18 protein-coding genes are annotated in these 19,273 nt (G+C 52.0%); 9 read left to right on the top strand and 9 right to left on the bottom strand.

What is annotated here, in order from left to right; all coding sequences use genetic code 11:
* The first annotated feature begins 47 nt into the window (after window positions 1-47).
* Window positions 48-1,373 (top strand): lytic murein transglycosylase, encoded by a 1,326-nt coding sequence (locus GO984_RS07065; RefSeq protein WP_157021811.1) that lies wholly within the window; start codon window positions 48-50, stop codon window positions 1,371-1,373.
* Window positions 1,374-1,474: 101 nt separating this feature from the next.
* Here the strand turns inward: GO984_RS07065 and GO984_RS07070 are convergent, their stop codons facing one another.
* From GO984_RS07070 to GO984_RS07095, 6 genes are all read right to left on the bottom strand, one after another.
* On the bottom strand, window positions 1,475-2,650 hold the full coding sequence (locus GO984_RS07070) for an ABC transporter permease (protein ID WP_157021812.1): 1,176 nt from the start codon (window positions 2,648-2,650) through the stop codon (window positions 1,475-1,477).
* Window positions 2,651-2,655: 5 nt separating this feature from the next.
* Window positions 2,656-3,927 carry an ABC transporter permease gene (locus GO984_RS07075; protein ID WP_157021813.1) on the bottom strand — a complete coding sequence of 424 codons (1,272 nt, stop codon included), beginning with the start codon at window positions 3,925-3,927 and terminating at the stop codon, window positions 2,656-2,658.
* Window positions 3,928-4,014: 87 nt separating this feature from the next.
* The gene (locus GO984_RS07080) at window positions 4,015-5,118 is read right to left on the bottom strand and encodes an extracellular solute-binding protein (RefSeq protein ID WP_157021814.1); all 1,104 of its coding nucleotides are present in this window, start codon (window positions 5,116-5,118) and stop codon (window positions 4,015-4,017) included.
* A gap of 82 nt (window positions 5,119-5,200) precedes the next feature.
* Window positions 5,201-6,301 (bottom strand): ABC transporter ATP-binding protein, encoded by a 1,101-nt coding sequence (locus tag GO984_RS07085; protein WP_157021815.1) that lies wholly within the window; start codon window positions 6,299-6,301, stop codon window positions 5,201-5,203.
* A gap of 297 nt (window positions 6,302-6,598) precedes the next feature.
* Window positions 6,599-7,990 (bottom strand): aspartate aminotransferase family protein, encoded by a 1,392-nt coding sequence (locus GO984_RS07090; protein ID WP_157021816.1) that lies wholly within the window; start codon window positions 7,988-7,990, stop codon window positions 6,599-6,601.
* 64 nt (window positions 7,991-8,054) lie between these two features.
* Window positions 8,055-8,741, bottom strand: coding sequence for an FCD domain-containing protein (locus tag GO984_RS07095; protein WP_167740250.1), 687 nt, complete (start codon window positions 8,739-8,741; stop codon window positions 8,055-8,057).
* A gap of 140 nt (window positions 8,742-8,881) precedes the next feature.
* Between GO984_RS07095 and GO984_RS07100 the strand changes: the two genes are divergently transcribed.
* The 5 genes from GO984_RS07100 to GO984_RS07120 all read left to right on the top strand — a co-directional run bounded on the left by GO984_RS07100 (window position 8,882) and on the right by GO984_RS07120 (window position 14,206).
* Complete coding sequence (locus GO984_RS07100; RefSeq protein ID WP_138160877.1) at window positions 8,882-9,967, top strand: polyamine ABC transporter substrate-binding protein; 1,086 nt, start codon at window positions 8,882-8,884, stop codon at window positions 9,965-9,967.
* Window positions 9,968-10,066: 99 nt separating this feature from the next.
* Window positions 10,067-11,194, top strand: coding sequence for an ABC transporter ATP-binding protein (locus GO984_RS07105; RefSeq protein ID WP_157021817.1), 1,128 nt, complete (start codon window positions 10,067-10,069; stop codon window positions 11,192-11,194).
* On the top strand, window positions 11,194-12,075 hold the full coding sequence (locus tag GO984_RS07110) for an ABC transporter permease subunit (RefSeq protein WP_157021818.1): 882 nt from the start codon (window positions 11,194-11,196) through the stop codon (window positions 12,073-12,075). The genes GO984_RS07105 and GO984_RS07110 overlap by 1 nt, the downstream gene beginning before the upstream one ends.
* Window positions 12,072-12,887 carry an ABC transporter permease gene (locus GO984_RS07115; protein WP_157021819.1) on the top strand — a complete coding sequence of 272 codons (816 nt, stop codon included), beginning with the start codon at window positions 12,072-12,074 and terminating at the stop codon, window positions 12,885-12,887. Before GO984_RS07110 ends, GO984_RS07115 begins: the two co-directional genes overlap by 4 nt.
* The gene (locus GO984_RS07120; protein WP_157021820.1) at window positions 12,887-14,206 is read left to right on the top strand and encodes an NAD(P)/FAD-dependent oxidoreductase; all 1,320 of its coding nucleotides are present in this window, start codon (window positions 12,887-12,889) and stop codon (window positions 14,204-14,206) included. The genes GO984_RS07115 and GO984_RS07120 overlap by 1 nt, the downstream gene beginning before the upstream one ends.
* On the opposite strand, the gene GO984_RS07125 is transcribed toward GO984_RS07120, so the two are convergent.
* From GO984_RS07125 to fliK, 3 genes are all read right to left on the bottom strand, one after another.
* Complete coding sequence (locus GO984_RS07125; protein ID WP_425339638.1) at window positions 14,179-14,994, bottom strand: phosphotransferase family protein; 816 nt, start codon at window positions 14,992-14,994, stop codon at window positions 14,179-14,181. The two genes, GO984_RS07120 and GO984_RS07125, sit on opposite strands and share 28 nt — an antisense overlap.
* 108 nt (window positions 14,995-15,102) lie before the next feature.
* Window positions 15,103-15,780, bottom strand: coding sequence for a flagellar hook capping FlgD N-terminal domain-containing protein (locus tag GO984_RS07130; RefSeq protein WP_157021821.1), 678 nt, complete (start codon window positions 15,778-15,780; stop codon window positions 15,103-15,105).
* A 4-nt stretch (window positions 15,781-15,784) separates the two neighbouring features.
* On the bottom strand, window positions 15,785-17,272 hold the full coding sequence (gene fliK, locus GO984_RS07135; RefSeq protein ID WP_157021822.1) for a flagellar hook-length control protein FliK: 1,488 nt from the start codon (window positions 17,270-17,272) through the stop codon (window positions 15,785-15,787).
* A 126-nt stretch (window positions 17,273-17,398) separates the two neighbouring features.
* Here fliK and GO984_RS07140 point away from each other — a divergent pair, with 126 nt between their 5' ends.
* From GO984_RS07140 to GO984_RS07150, 3 genes are all read left to right on the top strand, one after another.
* The gene (locus tag GO984_RS07140; protein ID WP_209279381.1) at window positions 17,399-17,692 is read left to right on the top strand and encodes a rod-binding protein; all 294 of its coding nucleotides are present in this window, start codon (window positions 17,399-17,401) and stop codon (window positions 17,690-17,692) included.
* The gene (locus GO984_RS07145; RefSeq protein ID WP_157021823.1) at window positions 17,685-18,044 is read left to right on the top strand and encodes a flagellar export chaperone FlgN; all 360 of its coding nucleotides are present in this window, start codon (window positions 17,685-17,687) and stop codon (window positions 18,042-18,044) included. The genes GO984_RS07140 and GO984_RS07145 overlap by 8 nt, the downstream gene beginning before the upstream one ends.
* Window positions 18,045-18,254: 210 nt before the next feature.
* Entirely contained in the window at window positions 18,255-19,103 is an 849-nt protein-coding gene (locus GO984_RS07150) for a flagellin N-terminal helical domain-containing protein (protein WP_157021824.1), read from the top strand.
* Window positions 19,104-19,273 lie beyond the last annotated feature (170 nt).

Raw genomic sequence — 19,273 nt, forward strand, 5'->3', positions numbered from 1 at the left:
GAGCCAGTGCGCTTACATTTCTCACGAGCAGAAAAATGAGGTGCAGAATGCACATTTGGACGTTGACCATGTTTGTGGCGTTATTCGGAACTGGTGCGGTGGCGAACGCACCAGAAATTTCTTTGACCCCAGAGGGTCGACCAATCGCTTTTGTCGAAGAACAACCCGACATCCGGATCACCCTCGTATCTACTATGCGCCCCAAACCTCGTCCCGATATCAATGCGGCCAAATCAAGTAGTGACATGTCTACAAATCATGATTTTCAGAACTGGGTAGCAAATTTTCGTAAACGCGCGACAGCTCAGGGCATTTCTCCCGCTACCTTGGATGAGGCCTTTGAAGGGGTAATTTACGATCCCGAGGTGATCCGGCGTGACCAAAATCAGTCTGAATTCACCAAAACAATCTGGCAGTATCTCGACAGCGCCGTTTCGGACAAGCGAATCGCTAGCGGAGTTACCCAACTACACAATCTGAGCAGTCGTTTGGAGGATATCGAAACCAAGTATGGAGTGGACAAGGAGGTTTTGCTGGCGGTTTGGGGAATGGAAAGTTCTTACGGCACCTATCGTGGCGACATGGACGTGGTGCGTTCCTTATCAACTCTGGCCTTTGACGGCCGCCGGGGCCGTTTCTTCGAAAGCCAGTTGATTGCAGCTCTTGAAATTCTTCAGTCCGGAGACATCCCACCACGTCAGATGACTGGAAGCTGGGCTGGAGCGATGGGTCATACACAGTTCATTCCCACTTCATACTTGGCCTATGCAGTTGATTTCACAGGTGATGGCAAACGTAACATTTGGTCAGATGACCCAACAGATGCTCTTGCTTCAACAGCAGCTTACCTAGCACGGTTCGGTTGGGTTCAGGGACAACCGTGGGGCGTTGAGGTAGTCCTGCCTGACGAATTCAACTACAGCCTAGCCAACCGTTCAATAACAAAAGATCCAGTTGATTGGGCATTGCTAGGTGTAAAGGACATCAACGGCCAACCGGTACCAAGCTATGGCCAAGCGGCTATTCTGTTGCCTGCTGGCGGTTCTGGTGCTGCCTTCATGATCTTCAAAAACTTCTCAGTGATCGAACGATACAATGCCGCAGACGCCTATGTGATTGGAGTAGGACACCTTAGTGATCGTCTTCGGGGAGGCAGACCAATTCAGGCCCAGTGGCCAACAGAGGACCGTTCGCTGACTTTTGTTGAACGCCAGGAAATGCAAAAGCTGCTGACTCGCCAAGGGTTCAGCACGCAAGGGGCAGACGGCAGGATCGGGCCCAATACTATCGCCGCAGTCCGTGCCTACCAAGTGGCTAACGGCCTGATGCCAGATGGTTATGCCTCTCTCAGCTTATTGAAGAGGTTACGATAGTTCTGGCTCCGTAGGTCTCCGTGCTCTTCGGTAAATGGAGTAGAAAACAAAAAGGCCCCGGAGCGATCCGAGGCCTTTAGCTTTGATAAGTCTAGCACCGATCAGCCAGGTGACATTCCGCGTAGGCGCTCTGAGCGGCGGCGTAGCAGTTCAAGTGTGGCGAGCAGCAACACCGAAATACCTACTAGGATAGTCGCAACCGCCAGAATTGTCGGCGAGATTTGTTCCCGTAGGCCGATAAACATCTGCCATGGAAGGGTTTTTTGACCAGCTGAGCCAACAAACAACACCACCACCACTTCATCAAATGAGGTGATAAAGGCAAACAGACCGCCGGAAATCACGCCCGGAAGGATCAACGGCATTTGTACCCGAAAGAATGTAGTAACCGGCCCAGCACCCATATTGGCTGCAGCTCGTGTCAGCGAACGGTCAAAGCCCACCAGAGTTGCAGTAACCGTGATGATCACAAAGGGAATACCCAAAACAGCGTGAGCCATGACCACACCCATATAGGTGCCTTGCAACCCAATCCGGCTGTAGAAGAAATACATCCCAGCAGCCGAAATGATCAATGGAACAATCATAGGCGAAATCAGAACCGCCATGATTGCGCGCCGAAACGGTACATGAGGCTGACTAAGGCCAATTGCTGCCAATGTGCCAAAAGTGACCGAAAGCAGAGTTGCCATCGGCGCGATTTTGACCGAATTCCACAGCGCGTTCTGCCAGTCCTGATTGCTGAAGAAGTCTTGATAATGTTTCAGCGAGAAGCCAGCAGGATCAAACCGAAGCATTTCTGGGGTGAAGGTGAAGAAATCCTGAGAGTTGAAGCTAAGCGGCATAACCACCAAGATCGGTGTGATCAGGAAGACAAAAATTACGCCACATATTACACGAAACGTATAGTACCACAGGACCTGACCAGAGGTCAGATAAGGCGCAAGGTGGGCGCGATAGCGCGAAGTTGCCAGCCAGAAGATGAACCATCCGGCAAACCATCCGAAAAACACGCCAAGCACTGCAGCAGGTAGGCCCGCAGTCGCAAACCCTGCGACCACGAAAGCAGCGGCCAAAGCCCAACGGATTTGGTTTTCCTTGTTCGTCATCATGGTGAAAGCAAAGCCCAGCAGTGCCATCAGGACTGCGCCAACAAGCATTCCCATCGGACCTGAACCTTGAGACGTTCCGATAAACAGGCCAAAGAAGGCCCCTGACCCGGCGGCTACCGCAGCAACAAATCCGGGAGTTTGGTTTTCTACAGGTGTTAGAGCCATCTGTTTTATCCCAGTTTCACATTGTCGATGCCGACAATTTTGTCATAGGCCCAGTACAGGACCAGAACCACCGCCAGCAGGATAGCACCCAACGCCGCAGCCAGACCCCAGTTGAGCGAGGACGAGATGTGGAAGGCAATCCGGTTGGAAATGAAGACACCTTTGGTACCACCAACCAATTCGGGCGTGATGTAGTACCCGATGGAAAGGATGAACACGAGAATCGAACCCGCACCAATGCCTGGAATGGACTGAGGGAAATAGACCCGCCAGAACGCTGTCCAGTTTGTCGCGCCAAGCGATTTGGCAGCTCGCAGGTAGGTTGGTTTGATCGTCTGCATCACCGAGTACATCGGCAGGATCATGAACGGCAACAAGATGTGGGTCATCGCCACGATTGTGCCGAACTGGTTATTGATCATGACCAGGCGCGCATCATCCGCGACCAAGCCCAGCCAGACTAGTGTTTCGTTGATCACACCCTGCTGCTGCAACATCACTTTCCAAGCCGAGGTCCGCACCAAAAGCGAGGTCCAGAACGGAAGTAGGACAAGGATCATCAGTAAATTTGCACTACGGGCAGGCAGGTTTGCCAGTATCCAAGCAACGGGATAGGCTAGAACGATACAGCTAATGGTAATGACCATCGACATGAACATCGTACGCTTGAATAGCAACCAATAGATCTGCTCATCCTCAGGGCGCCACTCAGGACCATCAGCCCCTTTTTGTAGATCAGCAGCGTTAAGGAAGTAGCCGTTTGTGAACTTGGGCGAGTAAGTCTGAATGGTGCGCCAAACGTCTGGATCGCCCCAACCTTTGTGGATTTTTAAAAATTGTTCCTTAAATGGGCCGTCATTTTCGACATCCCATTTTTTGACCTTACGCCCTGCTTTACGGAACAACGACGAGATCCCCGGTGTTTCATAATTCAGGCGCGAGCCAACGCGTGTGTGCAGTTTAGCTTCTGCAGCGATCTGTAGATCCGCTGCCAAAGCGGTAAAAACTTCTTCGCCGGGGGCTTCGCCACTGTTGGCGTCCCAGTCCCTAAGTGCCACAACTGTGCGCGGCAATGTCTTAGAAACAATGTCGTTCTCAACCGACCGGAACAGCATGTCCCCAATCGGCATAATGAAAGTCAGCATAACAAACAGTAGCAGAGGTGCGATCAGCAACAATGCGCGGATTTTCTGTCGCCGCAGTGCGCGGGCCAAGCTGCGCTTCAGCGGTGTGCCATCAGCAGCCAGAACCGAACCGTTTTGAGTGGTGTCGCTCATGTCGGGGTCCCCGTCGGTTTTTTTTGGTGGGGAGGGGCCTACCTACCGTGCAGGCACGCCCCGTCCCGATGTCAACTCAAGTGGAAATTACTTGGCCAACCATGCCTGGAATTTCGCATCCAGATCGTCACGGTTGTCTGCCCACCATTCGTAGTCATAGGTGTGCACGTTAGTCGCGTTTGCTGGATCTGTTGGCATGTGCGGCGCCATTTCGATGCCCAGTTCCGCGTGCTTACCAACCAGTGGTGCCGAAGAAGCACGAGCCGGACCGTACGAGATGTACTTGGCCTGGTCAGCCAAACGCTGAGTGTCTGTTGCGTAGTTGAGGTAGTGCAGAGCACGAGCTTTACGCTCAGGGCTAAGACCTGCTGGAATGATCCAACCGTCCAAGTCAAACGACTGCATGTCCCACAGCATTCCGATTGGCTGATCCTGCTCAGCAATTGCCGAGAACAGACGACCGTTGAAGGTCGAACCCATTACAACTTCGCCGTCAGCCAAAAGCTGTGGAGTTTCTGCGCCAGCAGTCCACCAGACAACCTGGTCTTTGATGGTGTCGAGCTTGGCCAGGCCACGGGCAACACCTTCTTTGGTACCCAGAACGTCATAAAGATCGTCTTTGGCAACGCCGTCGCAGTACAGGGCCCATTCCATGTTATCGATTGGGCGCTTTTGCAGCGAACGCTTACCTGGATAAGCTTCGAGGTCAAAAATGGCACAAACCGAAGTTGGAGCAGTGTCACCAACCAAATCGGTGCGGTAACCGAACGTGGTCGAATACACGATCTGAGGAACGAAACACTCGGAAACGATCAGGTCGCCAAAGTCTTCGGAGGCTGGGGTTCCATCAGGTGCAGCAGCCAGGACTTCGTCGTGGTCGATTTCATCAGCAAGACCTTCGTCACACAGACGCATCGCATCTGATGCAACAACATCAACAACATCCCAAGTAACATTGCCAGCTTCGTTCATCGCACGAATTTTGGCCACAGCTTCTGCTGAGCTTTCATCGTTGATGATCTTTACGCCAGTTTCAGCGGAATAGGGGTCATGATAAGCGTTTTTCTGTGACGCGGAATAAGAACCGCCCCAAGATACGATGGTCAGTTCATTGGCCATGTCTTCGGCCATTGCCATCGGCGCGCAAAGCGCGGTCGATGCCACTAGGGCAGACAGTTTGGTGAGTTTCATTTGGACTCTCTCCTTGTTAAATCTTGTTCGTATATTTATTGGCTCCCGGTCGTTGTTCGCCGGGAGTTCAGCCATTTCTGGATTAAGCGTCCAGTGCACGGCAATCTTCAGCCAGCCAACCAATTTCTATCTCTTGGCCGGGAGTCAGACGCACTTGATCAGGTGCGTTTCGGGTTTTGACAAAGAAGTCGTCTTTGCCTGCAACCCGCAAGCGGGTACGGAAGATGTCGCCCATGTAAATGAACTCCATCACCTCCGCTTTGAGAGTATGGGCGCCTTCTGGCATCCGCTCTTTATTGAACTCGACACGTTCAGGTCGGATGGAAACACGGGTACGTTCGCCGGGTTGGGAAACATTGACCGGCTTCGCGTCGATCAGATCACCGTTATCCAGCTGGACCAGGGCAACGCCGCCGTTGATCTCTTTCACCACACCTTCGAGAGTGTTATTCTCACCAATAAACTGAGCAACAAAGCTATTCTGAGGCTCTTCGTACAGTTTATCTGGTGGAGCCAGTTGCTGGATGCGGCCATCTTCAAACACAGCAACCCGATCTGACATCGTCAGCGCTTCGGTTTGGTCGTGGGTCACATAAACCACGGTAATCCCCAGACGATGCGCAAGGTGGGTGATTTCAAACTGCATTTTTTCGCGCAGCTGCTTGTCCAGTGCGCCCAGCGGTTCATCCATCAAAACCAATTCAGGTTCAAAAACCAGTGCACGCGCAAGTGCGATCCGCTGTTGCTGACCACCAGACAGTTGGGCCGGACGGCGGCCGCCAAAGGCGCCCATTTCAACCATATCCAATGCCCGCATCACTTTTTCTTCGCGCTCGGACTTGCCCATTTTGCGCACTTCCAGAGGAAAGCTAAGGTTCTCTGCAATGGTCATGTGAGGAAACAAGGCGTAGTTTTGGAACACCATGCCAATACCGCGCTTGTGCGGTGGGATGTTGTTGATTGAAGTACCGCCCAGACGAATATCGCCATGAGTAGCAGTTTCAAAACCAGCAAGCATCATCAGGCAAGTCGTTTTGCCCGAACCTGATGGCCCAAGCATTGTTAAAAATTCGCCCTTGGGCATGGATAAATTAAGATCTTTAACGACAAGATTCTCGCCGTCGTAACTCTTTTGGACACGTTCGAACTCTACGAACGCATCATGGTTTGACGCATCAGCCAAATCACACTCCCTGGTTTTTACGGTCCGGCAGATTGGCTCTGCACTTGTCGTATTATATGTAAACATACCTGTTCATTGGTATGCAACCGGATGATCCGATTATTATTTTAGGTACCACGTAGCTTTGCATTGCCCCGATAGCGCCTGAATTCTCTATGTTTGCGCCCTTTTTTCAAAATGAACAATTGAATTTTTGCGTGACCATACCAACGAGGCGACAAACGCCCTCCATTCGAGAAACAAAATGAAGGGCGCTTATTTTTTGCTCACGGTAGAAAAACTCAATGCGAACGGCTTTTAGCCAGCGCTAAGCAGATCTCGCTTTTGCAACTCAGCGTAACATTCATCCAGCGCCTTACGAGCGCGAGAAATCAACATGTCAATTTCTGCAGGAGTGATCACCAACGGTGGCGAGATGATCATTCTGTCACCGACATGACGCATCACCAGATTGTTGGCAAAGCATCGCTCACGACATATGAACCCAGCAGTACCAGCTTCGGCAAAGGGAGCGCGGCTATCTTTGTTCGGAACCAGAGCGATGGAACCCATCATCCCAACTATTTTCGCTTCACCGACCAATGGGTGGTCAGTTAGAGCTTCCCACTTTTCCTTGAGGTAAGGCGCCGCCACGTCGCGTACATGGTCAACAATGCCCTCCTCTTCCAGTATACGCAGGTTTTCCAGTGCAACTGCTGCTGCAACCGGATGACCCGAATAGGTGTATCCGTGGTTGAATTCACCAGCACCAATGACTGCTGCAACGTCATCACTGACAACTGAACCTCCAATTGGCGCATAGCCCGAGCTAAGCCCTTTCGCGATGGTCATGATGTCGGGACGGATGCCCATTGTCTGGCACCCAAACCAGTTGCCTGTACGGCCAAATCCGCAAATCACCTCATCCGCAATCAACAGGATCTCATACTTATCGCAGATCCGTTGAATTTCCGGCCAATAGCTGGCGGGCGGTACAATTACTCCGCCAGCACCTTGTACGGGCTCTGCTATGAAGGCAGCGACGCGCTCCTCGCCCAACTCCAGAATCGCCTTTTCGAGCTCTTGGGCACGCAGCAAACCGAACTCTTCGGGATCCATATCCCCCCCTTCGGCCCACCAATGCGGCTGTTCGATGTGGTGGATATCCGGGATCGGAAGTCCACCCTGCGCATGCATGCCACTCATGCCGCCCAATGAACCACTGCCTACGGACGAGCCGTGGTACGCGTTATTGCGGCTGATGATGACTGACTTGGTTGGCTTGCCCTTTTCCGCCCAGTAGTGGCGCACCATGCGGATATTGGTGTCATTTGCTTCAGAACCGGAGCCAGCAAAAAAGACGTGGTTCAAATCACCGGGCGCCAGTTCGGCAATTTTTGCGGCTAACGCAATCACCGGCGCATGGGTGGTCATGAAAAAGGTATTATAATAAGGCAGTTCGCGCATCTGACGTGCCGCGACATCAGCCAACTCATCACGGCCATAGCCGATGTTCACACACCAAAGGCCGGCCATTGCGTCGAGGATCTCATTACCTTCACTATCGGTCAGGGTGATGCCGCTCGCACGGGTAATGACGCGCGCACCCTTATCGGCCAGCTCGGCGTTGGCTGTAAACGGGTGCATATGGTGAGCCGCATCCAAGGCCTGCAGTTCGGCGGTGGGCAAATGATTGGTGATTGCGTTCATCAGATGAACTCCTATTTCAGAGACTGCCCCAAGAATATGATCAAATTATCCAGAGTCAATCGAATCAGTTACCTTCATCCAGACCCAGACTCACCTGCTCCATGCCCTGCGCAACGTCACGTCCCATCGCCAAAGCTGCCAATTCAGAATCTGCCTTTCGTAATGCTTCAAGAATGTCCTTGTGTCGGTCTGGGAAACTCTGGGTTCCGAAGCGTCCGCAAACCACGCGGAGAGACGGCCCAAATCGAAGCCAAAGTCGATCCGCTAGGTCCGTCAGGACTGGGGCATCCGCATGGCTATAGAGTACAGTATGGAAGCGATAGTTTTGGGCTAGATAACCCGCCACATCTCCCGTCGAAATAGCCCGATCCAGCGCATCATCTATCGCCTGTAGCTCTAGTATATCTTCAGATGATACACGTGAGGTGGCGCGGCGTGCAATCTCACATTCTATTGTTTTTCTTGCATATTTTAACTCGTCTATATCGCTGGCACATAGGATCGGAACTGATACACGGCGATTGCCTTGAAAGACCAATGCACCATCTGAAATCAACCTTCTGATCGCCTCACGGACCGGCGTCATTCCAACGTTCAGAGATCCTGTCAAACCCTGGATTGTGACGGCCTGACCGGGTGCAAAATCACCAAACAGAATCTGCTTACGCAATGTTTGATAAACTGTCTCATGTGCGGGGGCTTTGGCCCCACTACCCGACGCCTCTGAGGGCTGACTATTGGGTGGTCTCACAGTAGCGTTTCCTTCTCAATTTTGACCAGCTTGCGCGAAATTGCCGGTAGTGGAAACATAAACACTATTGCCGAAAGAGGCAAAACTTGATCAAATCCTTCCAGCCGGATCGCAAAACCGGCACGCACAGGGAGATACTCATGACACTCAAAACGATGACATTGACCGCCATCGTCGCTCTGAGCAGCGCTGCTGCCACCGCCGAAGAGGTCCGCGTTTACAACTGGTCCGACTATATCGACGAAGAGTTGTTGACCAAGTTTGAAGCAGAAACAGGCATCAAGCTGATTTATGACGTGTTCGACAGTAACGAGGTGCTAGAGACCAAAATGCTTGCGGGCGGCTCCGGTTATGATGTTGTAGTGCCATCTGGCACGTTCCTACAGCGTCAAATCATCGCCGGCGCGTTCCAACCGCTTGATATGGCCAAACTGTCAAACTCTGAAAACATGTGGGATGTAATCGAAAAACGCACTGCCCAATACGACCCCGACAATGCACATTCGATCAACTACATGTGGGGCACCACCGGCATCGGCATCAACACAGCCAAGGTAGCAGAAGCCCTGGGTGATGACGCGCCGGTTGGGTCGCTATCGTTAGTATTCGATCCGGCAAATATGGAAAAGCTGGCGAATTGCGGCGTGCATTTTCTGGACGCTCCATCCGAAATCATTCCGGCCGCTCTAGCTTACATCGGTGAAGACCCCGACAGCCAGGACCCGGATGTAATTGCCAAAGCCGAACCCGTTCTATCGGCAATACGTCCCTATGTACAAAAATTCCACAGCTCGGAATACATCAATGCTCTGGCCAATGGCGACATCTGTGTAGCGATCGGCTGGTCTGGTGACATCCTTCAGGCTCGTGATCGTGCTGCCGAGGCCGATAATGGGGTCGAGATTGCCTATAATGCCCCCAGTGAAGGCGCACTAATGTGGTTTGACCAAATGGCCATTCCCGTGGACGCACCTAACCCCGAAGCAGCCCACAAGTTCCTGAACTTTATCATGGACGCAGGTAACATGGCTGCTGCATCCAACTACGTCTATTACGCCAACGGCAACAAGGCGAGCCAACCGATGCTGGAGGAAGACGTGATCGGTGATCCAGCTATCTATCCAGACGAAGCGACGTTGCAGAACCTGTACACCACCCGCCCCTACCCGGTCAAAGTACAGCGCAAAGTCACTCGCATGTGGACCAAGATCAAATCCGGCATCTAATTCGGATTGCAAAATACGGCAGGGCACTTTTTTGTGCCCTGCCGCACTAACTGCACCAAATAATGCGCAGGATTCTGTGCGCGCAGGAAGGGACCTGGCTTGACTACTGTTGAATTCGAACCCTGGGACGATCCGCAGGAAAAACCGCTGATCCATTTCCAGAACGTTACCAAAAAATTTGGTGAATTTACGGCCATCGATAATCTGACAATCGATATTTATGAGCGCGAATTCTATGCGCTTCTGGGGCCATCTGGCTGTGGTAAAACCACCCTAATGCGGATGCTTGCGGGGTTTGAAACGCCCACAACTGGTAAAATACTACTCGCCGGTCAGGACATCGCTCCAGTTCCACCGAACAAGCGCGCCACCAATATGATGTTCCAGTCCTATGCCCTGTTTCCACACCTCTCAATATGGGAAAATATTGCCTTTGGTTTGAAACGCGAAGGTATGGCCAAACCTGACATCAACAACCGCGTTGACGAAATGCTACGGCTAACCCGTCTTGAACAATTTGCCCGCCGCAAGCCACATCAAATTTCGGGAGGTCAGCGTCAAAGGGTGGCACTTGCACGCTCTTTGGCCAAAGCTCCCAAGCTACTGTTGCTCGATGAACCTTTAGGTGCGCTTGACAAAAAGCTGCGCCAGGAAACTCAGTTTGAACTGATGGATATTCAAGAGAAAACCGGCACAACCTTTGTGATCGTCACGCACGACCAGGAAGAAGCGATGACAGTTGCCAGTCGGGTGGCAGTTATGGACCACGGCAAGATCATCCAAGTGGCAACACCTGATCGGATTTATGAAACACCAAACTCCGTCTATGTTGCTGATTTTATTGGAGACGTAAACATCATTGAGGGCACCACCAGTACCATTGGTGAAGATACATATGCGATCGGTTGGGCTGATGGCCTGGCGCCATTGAATGCAACCTCAAGCACGGCATTCTCAGACGGGCAGAAATGCCACTTGGCGATCCGTCCAGAAAAGGTCGCGATTTCAACTGACAAACCTGAAGGTGCCGCCAATGCGGTTCAGGGTAGAGTTCTCGACATTGCCTATCTCGGCAATATCTCAACCTACCATGTCGAACTGCTTTCGGGAGAGGTGATTAAGGCGCAGGCTGCAAACACCCGGCGGATATCGCGCCGCAGCTATACATGGGAAGACACTGTCTGGCTGTCCTGGACCGCCACGGCAGGCGTTCTACTGGCAAGTTGATGCGTCGCTTTTTCCTGATCGCCCCGCCCTTTGCCTGGCTGTTGCTGCTATTTTTAGTGCCATTTGTGATTGTGGTAAAAATTTCACTGTCCGACGCAGCATTGGCAATCCCACCCTATGTACCGAAATTCAGTTGGGCAGAAGGGATAGGAACTTACTTCGGCCAGTTGGATTTTGAAAATTTCACCTTCCTGACCGAAGATGACCTGTATTGGAAGGCCTATCTCAGCTCCCTCAAGATCGCGACTGTGTCGACGATTCTGACTTTATTGGTGGGCTATCCGATGGCCTACGGGATGGCACGAGCATCTTCGGAGTGGCGCCCTACCCTGATGATGTTGGTTATCCTGCCCTTTTGGACTTCTTTCCTAATTCGGGTCTATGCATGGATGGGTATTCTCAGCAACGAGGGTTTTTTGAATCAATTCCTGCTCTGGGCCGGCATCATCGATACGCCGCTCATTATTCTCAACACCAATACCGCCGTCTATATTGGCATTGTCTACACCTACCTGCCTTTCATGATTCTACCGATTTTTTCAGCCTTGGAGCGCCTGGATGGATCACTGATTGAGGCTGCAGAAGATTTGGGTTGTTCCAGGTTGACCGCGTTTTGGTTGGTAACAATTCCACTGTCAAAAACCGGCATTATTGCAGGGTGCTTCCTGGTATTCATTCCGACGCTTGGTGAATTTGTGATCCCATCCCTACTGGGCGGCTCTAACTCGCTAATGATCGGCAAAGTTTTGTGGGAAGAGTTCTTCTCAAATCGGGACTGGCCAGTGGCAAGCGCTGTAGCAGTGATTCTCCTGCTGATCTTGATCATCCCCATCGTACTGTTCCAACGCAATCAGCAGAAGCAGCAGGAGGCCGAGCAATGAACAAAACGAGCTGGTTTAATGTAGTCTCGCTGACTCTTGGGTTCGCCTTTCTCTATATCCCAATGATCATTCTGATCATTTTTAGCTTCAACGAAAGCAAGCTGGTCACTGTCTGGGCTGGATTTTCGACCAAATGGTATGGTGAACTGCTTCATAACGAAGCGTTTCTTAACGCTGCCTGGGTGACCATCAAAGTCGCCGTATTTTCGTCAACCATTGCAACGGTGCTGGGCACAATGGCCGCGTATGTACTGGTACGTGGTGGCCGTTTCATGGGCCGGACGCTATTTTCTGGCATGATTTACGCGCCGCTGGTGATGCCAGAAGTGATAACCGGCCTCTCCCTATTGTTGTTGTTCATCGGCATTGGTCTCGATCGCGGCGTTCTGACTATTGTACTGGCCCATAGTACATTTTCGATGTGCTATGTCTCTGTCGTGGTATCGTCTCGGCTTGTAACGTTTGATCGCTCTCTGGAAGAAGCGGCATTGGACCTTGGCTGTTCAGCAGCCCAAGCATTCCGGTTGGTCACTCTACCGATCATTGCTCCGGCAGTAATTTCGGGCTGGTTGTTGGCGTTCACCTTGTCACTCGATGATCTGGTGATTGCTTCATTTACCACAGGACCTTCGGCAACGACTTTACCCATCCGCATTTTCTCCGCCGTACGACTAGGCGTCTCTCCAGAAATAAATGCGCTGTCGACCATTATGATTGCGATTGTCACATTCGGCGTAATCACTGCCTCTTTGATCACCAAACATCAAATGGTGCGGCAAAAACGTGAAGAACAGGAAGCGGTGCGCGGCTAATGCGGCGGATCTATCCCGATTACGCTTATGGGTCCGGCCCACGAGATAATTGCTGGTGGGATAAAACCATCGAAGCGCCAGACTGGCCAGAGCAGCGAGGTGAGGAAAAGGTCGATGTCGCAATTGTAGGCGGTGGTTTTACTGGCTTATCAGCTGCATTGCACTTGGCTCAAGACGGCACCAACGTTGCCGTTTTAGAGGCCGAATCTCCTGGCTGGGGCGCATCAGGGCGCAATGGTGGATTTTGTTGTTTGGGTGGCTCCAAGCTGCGCGGTACCACACTCCGTCGTCGGTTCGGCATTGAAGCAGCTGAAACCTACGAGGCGAGTGAGGTGGCTGCTGTTAATTTGGTCCGGCAGTTGCTCGACACGTACGGCATTGAAGCTGAAACGCATTCACACGGCGAAACTCAATTGGCACATTCACCCAAAGCGATGACCCGCTTGAGGGCCGAAGCCCATGCAATGGCTCAGGCTGGCGAACCAGTCGAGTTTCTTGAGAAGCATCAACTGGCCGAGCATGGGCTAAATGGCCCTTTTTATGGGGCACTCACCACACCTGTTGGCTTTGGTATGAACCCTCGGAAATACCTGTTCGGCTTGGCTCAGGCCGCCAAATCAGCGGGCGCAAACCTATTTCAACATAGCCCTGCCATCAAAATCACCAAACAAGGTGAGAGCTTTGTAGTCACAACCCCAAATGGCATATTGCGTGCTGGGCAGGTGGTTATCGCCACCAATGGCTATTCGTCAGAGGATCTTCCACCTTGGTTGGCGGGGCGCTATATGCCCACCCAGTCCACCGCAATGGTGACACGCGTGCTGACTGAAAACGAGCTTCAAGCACAGGGCTGGTTCAGCGATCAGATGGCTTATGACAGTCGAAACCTGTTGCATTACTTCAGACTGATGCCCAACCGCAGATTTTTGTTTGGGATGCGCGGAGGGCTGATGTCATCTGTTCGGGCTGAAACTTCAATTCGTCGTCACTTACGCCATGACTTCGAAAAGATGTTTCCCGCCTGGGGCTCTGTTGAAACCACCCACTGCTGGTCGGGAATGGTCTGCTTGTCACGCAATTTGGTACCCTATGTGGGGCCAGTACCTGAAATGCCAGGTATGTTTGCCGGATTATGCTATCACGGCAACGGCGTTGCGATGGGCACTTATACCGGTCATTTGTTGGCAAATTTAGTACAGGGGCGAGTCCCCGATATGCCCTATTCCAAAGTGGTCCAATCTATGCCGAAATTTCCGTTGGGACGGGCCCGGCGGCTATTGATGCCGCCAGCCTATGTTGCATTAGGGCTGATGGATTGAAGCGCATCCAGCTCTAGAAGCATTGCCTCTTGGTCTCGGTTACCGCCCAATTCTGCTTTCCACTGGCAATAGGCAGCCATTCTCCAATGAAACCAAGGCCTTAAAGACTTCAACCGCTCCACCACGCGCCGGTCTGGATACGCCGCAACAAAATCGTTTTCTTCTGCCTGGGTAAGTGGGCGCCCGCGATACAGAAGCTGCATCGCAGGGGAGAGAAATAGAGCTAGATCCTCTGCTGGATCACCGAGTTGAGGACACTGCCAATCGATCAGGGTTAGGGTACCATCATGTTCCAGCAGATTACCCGGTACCGGATCACCATGAATTAGTGTTCGTTTTTCAAGCGGGGCAACTTGTCCAACTGGCGCCAAGTGCTGCAGGTGCGCTGTGGTATTGCAACGCGCCATAATTTCCCGCGTTTGCGCCGTTAGGTCAGTACTTCCATTGCATCCGTCGGGCAAATCAGCAAATCTAGGTTGGTCATGTAGTCGCCCCAACAGTTGAGCAACATGAGGTGTTCCCGTTTGCCAGATGGAACCCTCAATATGAGAGTATGCCAGCCAGTGATGACCTTTAAACACCCCGGCATCCAGAAGCCGCGGCACCATTCCCGTGCCCGCCAGGGCAGATAAACTAGCCCTTTCGCGCTTAGGATCGTTGGCAAACAAAGGATTTTCGCCGTGCTTCAGATACAGTTTGACGACAATCTCACTCGCTCGCCAAACACAGTTTGACCGCCCCCCGGACAATCGTTCGGGATTTTCAACTTCCAGTCCACGCAATTGCAAATGCGCAAAAAGATCAGTTTCGTTCTGAGTGGTCAGTGGTTGCAGGGCAGGCTCCGATCAGCACCTCCCTGAATTCAGGAAAGCAAAGGTATTCGGAACGCCCTTGCTTCAGCCAGAACTGGTTGGGTTACGCAAAGCCGTCACCGACGAGGCCAAAATCGCCGACCCGCCCTGAAGGATCAAGACCACATCGTTACCCTGCATCTGAGTTTCTTGGACGCGAGTGTAAACTTCTGCAGTTTCAGACATTATGACTTCACCATTGTTGATGCTTTCAACCGTGAACGTATAGTTTCCAGAAGCAAATGGGTCGCCTTCATCGTTCCGGCCGTTCCACTGATAGGGATCCGCGGAAACTGGCAAGGGGACACGTTGCACTTCGTTGCCGTCAGAATCATTAACCACCAACTGAACAGTATCAGAGGCAGCAGCCGGATTCGGTGCGACTGTAATTGGTGTCGAACCATCGAAGTGGGCTGGCGCAGTAGCCCGTGCTTCCATCCCAACCCAGCCAGACATCGCAGCCATATTGGCTAAGCCCATTTGCTGAGCCATTGCTTCCAACAATGTATTGCTTTCAACTTGCTGTTCCACCATCGAAAACTGAGCAAGCTGGGCGGCATATTCAGACGAATCCATCGGTTCCAATGGGTCCTGATAGCGCGCTTGTGCGGTCAGCATCTTCAGAAAGGTTTCGTAATCAGACGATGACGCATCCGTGACGGTTGAATTTGAAGCTGTAGACTGTTGCGCTGCTTGTGTGGCTGAACTTACTGCTGTTGGCATTGATTTATATCCTCATATCCAGCCCGGTTTCACCCAGGCGAAGGTTTTTCTGTGCCGGTTCCGGAATGTTGTTAGCGAGTGGATCAGTATCGCTCGCTTCAGATGACCCGCCGCCGAACGAAGCGCCTTGTTCGGCTCCCTCGCCCATCTGGCCAGCGAAGCCCTCACCACCAAATTCAAAGGAAATGTCCTCAAATCCCATTTGGCGAAACTCGTCAGCGAGCTCGTTGATATGGCGGCGCATCATATCGCCGGTTTCGGGCCGCTCAGTCGTTATCATCACAATCACCGACGAATCAGTGGTTGTTACACGCATTTTCACTCGACCCAATTCTTCTGGGTTAAGGGCAACATCAATATTGCGCTCTCCCTTAGTTGCCAGGGCCGTTGCGAGTTGAGCCGCCACCAGGCGCGGAGTTTCCGGGCGGTGCGCAGTACCCGGACTCATCACTGCCTCAGTAAGTAATTGAGACAGCCCAGCGGGCTCCGACGACAGAGGGTCCAACATTAGGTTCTTGTTGAAATGATCCAACAAAACCTCGGCATCACTGATTGCAGCTTGCCCGGCTATCGAGGGCTGCGCAGCAACAGCATTTTGGGTCACAACGATGTTTGTCGGCGCAGTTGGCTGGCGGGACGACTTATCACCGGTAGTAACCTCCACACCGTCAGCTGATTGTGCAAAACGCCTTTGCCGCGGAGACTCTGTCTCGACTGTATCTGAGTTCTTTGTAATCGTTGGAAACGATCGAACCTCTCCAGTTTGTTGGGCGGAATTGACGGTTGCCGTCGGTCTTTCTTGCACCAGTCGGTTTCTAATCCGGTCCATGTTTTGTTGTTGCTGCTCTGCTGCAACATTGGGCTTTTCCGCTTGATGCGCATTGGTTGCTGACTGGGCCGTAGCCAATTGCAGCTCTGCAATGCTGCGATGTCCCGACTGCCGAGTTGCATCTTGCCGCACAACTTGTTCTGGCTTCGGCTCAACCGCGTCACCTTCGTCCGACCCTGAACCGGCAACCGACGCTGGCGCTGGCGTAGATGTAGCAGCCGTCTGTACAGTTCCTAAGCCCTTGCTGGTTGTATCTCCGGCGGTATCAGGTTGCTTTCCAGCCTCAACCGCCAATGCGGACGCAGAAGCGGAACGAGCCACTGCTGATGGCGAATGCTCTTGAGTTGCGACAAATGGCACTGCACTCTCGGAACCCTCGGCACCAGTATCATCTGCATCAGATTTAGATTCTGCTAGATCACTTGCACCTGCGCCGTCACCCTTCGGCGAATCAGCAGTTTCATCAATTTTGGGCGTTATCGGCAGGCCTGTCTCAGGATCAAGAGCTTCTGGCTGAACCTCATCCCCAGTAATAGTCTGATCTTTTTCGGTTTTTGAATAATAGTTTTGAAAATCCGCACCAGTACTGGCCGAATTTGACTTTGGCGCAACTGAACTTTTGACCACATCAAAAGCCGTTCCTGATTGTATATGTTTAAGCATGTTGTTCCGGACATTCTATCTCGACCCCTCCTTAATTACACAAACCGGTTACGGTAATTTTAACCGGTTATGGCGCAGTCTAAGAAAAATCGAAGCAATTCGTAGATATTCACGCGGAGACGCCCAATGCCCAATCTTACTGCCTCTATTTCGCCCTCTATGCAGACTTCGCTTCAGCCAGTGCCTGATCGGCAAGACCCTTTGCGTAAAGCTGCACAACAGCTGGAAGCAACGTTTCTTGCGGAAATGTTGAAGTCAGCCGGGCTGGGTGAAAGTCGCGAATCGTTTGGTGGCGGCTCTGGTGAAGACCAGTTTTCAACATTTCTAGTCCGCGCTCAGGCGGAACAAATGGCGCAGGCCGGCGGCATTGGCTTAGCCGAATCGCTCTACAACTCTATGAAGGAGGCTCAAAATGACTGACCAAAACCCACAGACCCTGATCAATGACCTTGATTCAATCCTAGACCAAGAACGCCAAGCTCTAGTCAACGGTGACCTGACAAAACTGAGTGGATTGATTGCTAAAAAGGAAACTCTGATTACTGATCTGAACGCGATCGGTGAATTGGAGCGCGAAACATTATCGCAGGTCCAAGGCAAAGTTTCTCGTAACCAGGTTCTTCTGGATAGCGCTATGGAAGGGATCCGTGCGGTTGCTACCCGTATGGCCGAGCTACGTCGCGTACGCAAAGGTTTGGATGTATATGACAAAGCAGGTCGTAGAACTCGCTATGGTACCCGTGGCAGTGTCAGTTTGGAAAAGCGCGCTTAATCCCAGCAATTTTGCAAAAAATTCTAAGGAAGCCTTTTTTGAGATTAGCACTCTCTTAGCACCTATCAGGCCAGTGTGTTCCTGCACCTCGATGACGGGGTGGCGCGAACGCTAGAGGCCGAACGCACCAGTCAGAATGACATCAAACCATGCCCCAACGGGGCAAGATATGATGGGGCCAAAGTGCCCTGCAATCAAAGGATAGTATCTATGACCAGCATTCTGACAAACAATGGTGCAATGGTTGCTCTGCAGACTCTGCAGTCAGTCAACGACAACCTGACCACTGCTCAGAACGAAATCTCCACTGGTAAGCGGGTTGGATCCGCCAGCGACAACGCCGCTGTTTGGGCAATTTCCAAAACAATGGAATCCGATATCGCAGGTTTCGAAGCCATCTCCGAAAGCCTGGCAGTTGGTGAAGCCACTGTTTCGGTTGCTTCGGCCGGTGCTGAACAGATCGTGGAAAAACTAACTGAAATCAAAGAACTGATCGTCTCAGCGCAGTCTGAAAACGTCGACCACACCAAGATCCAAAACGACATTGATGCAAAGGCTGCACAGGTTGCTGCCATTATCGGTGCTGCACAGTTCAATGGTGCCAACCTTCTGGCTGCTGACGTTGATGGCAACGGCGCAACATCATTGGGTGTTCTGGCATCACTGGATCGGGTTGGTGCTACGGGTACACCAACAGCAACTGAAATCACTGTTGATACTGTAGATTTTGAAACCGATATCGACCTGGCTTCGAACCTAACCTCCTTCACCAACGTGACTGACGCCGCAACTGCCCTGACAGAAATCGAAGGTTTCCTGACAGTGGCCATTGATGGTGCTGCTGCACTCGGTTCGGATACCGCGCGTTTGAAAGATCAGGGTGATTTTGTCAGCAAACTAACCGACTCCATGAAAATGGGTGTTAGTTCGATGACCGACACCAACATGGAAGAGGCCTCTGCTCGGTTGAAGGCCCTGCAGACCCAGCAACAGCTGGCTGTGCAGTCCCTCTCGATCGCAAATGGTGCGCCACAATCGATCATGACGCTGTTCCGCTAAGTAAAATGAACCGGGGCGCAACACCGCCCCGGTTTTCCATCTCAGAGAATCTGATGATTAGAGACGTAAGGAAATGACGTGAACGCTCTCAGGCATGCGAAACAAGCATATTCGGCGGCAAAAGCCCCGACACGGACCGTGAAAAACCTGGAATACGACGCCATCGCGCG

It is taken from the genome of Parasedimentitalea huanghaiensis, from assembly GCF_009753675.1.
Classification (GTDB): domain Bacteria; phylum Pseudomonadota; class Alphaproteobacteria; order Rhodobacterales; family Rhodobacteraceae; genus Parasedimentitalea; species Parasedimentitalea huanghaiensis.

Bases quoted from the DNA above. Each gene is read 5' to 3' on its own strand.
- fliK (WP_157021822.1), bottom strand. From the start codon at position 17,272: ATGCTTAAACATATACAATCAGGAACGGCTTTTGATGTGGTCAAAAGT.
- GO984_RS07110 (WP_157021818.1), top strand. From the start codon at position 11,194: ATGCGTCGCTTTTTCCTGATCGCCCCGCCCTTTGCCTGGCTGTTGCTG.
- GO984_RS07130 (WP_157021821.1), bottom strand. From the start codon at position 15,780: ATGCCAACAGCAGTAAGTTCAGCCACACAAGCAGCGCAACAGTCTACA.
- GO984_RS07145 (WP_157021823.1), top strand. From the start codon at position 17,685: ATGACTGACCAAAACCCACAGACCCTGATCAATGACCTTGATTCAATC.
- GO984_RS07065 (WP_157021811.1), top strand. From the start codon at position 48: ATGCACATTTGGACGTTGACCATGTTTGTGGCGTTATTCGGAACTGGT.
- GO984_RS07070 (WP_157021812.1), bottom strand. From the start codon at position 2,650: ATGGCTCTAACACCTGTAGAAAACCAAACTCCCGGATTTGTTGCTGCG.
- GO984_RS07080 (WP_157021814.1), bottom strand. From the start codon at position 5,118: ATGAAACTCACCAAACTGTCTGCCCTAGTGGCATCGACCGCGCTTTGC.
- GO984_RS07120 (WP_157021820.1), top strand. From the start codon at position 12,887: ATGCGGCGGATCTATCCCGATTACGCTTATGGGTCCGGCCCACGAGAT.
- GO984_RS07090 (WP_157021816.1), bottom strand. From the start codon at position 7,990: ATGAACGCAATCACCAATCATTTGCCCACCGCCGAACTGCAGGCCTTG.
- GO984_RS07100 (WP_138160877.1), top strand. From the start codon at position 8,882: ATGACACTCAAAACGATGACATTGACCGCCATCGTCGCTCTGAGCAGC.
- GO984_RS07150 (WP_157021824.1), top strand. From the start codon at position 18,255: ATGACCAGCATTCTGACAAACAATGGTGCAATGGTTGCTCTGCAGACT.
- GO984_RS07075 (WP_157021813.1), bottom strand. From the start codon at position 3,927: ATGAGCGACACCACTCAAAACGGTTCGGTTCTGGCTGCTGATGGCACA.
- GO984_RS07140 (WP_209279381.1), top strand. From the start codon at position 17,399: ATGCCCAATCTTACTGCCTCTATTTCGCCCTCTATGCAGACTTCGCTT.
- GO984_RS07115 (WP_157021819.1), top strand. From the start codon at position 12,072: ATGAACAAAACGAGCTGGTTTAATGTAGTCTCGCTGACTCTTGGGTTC.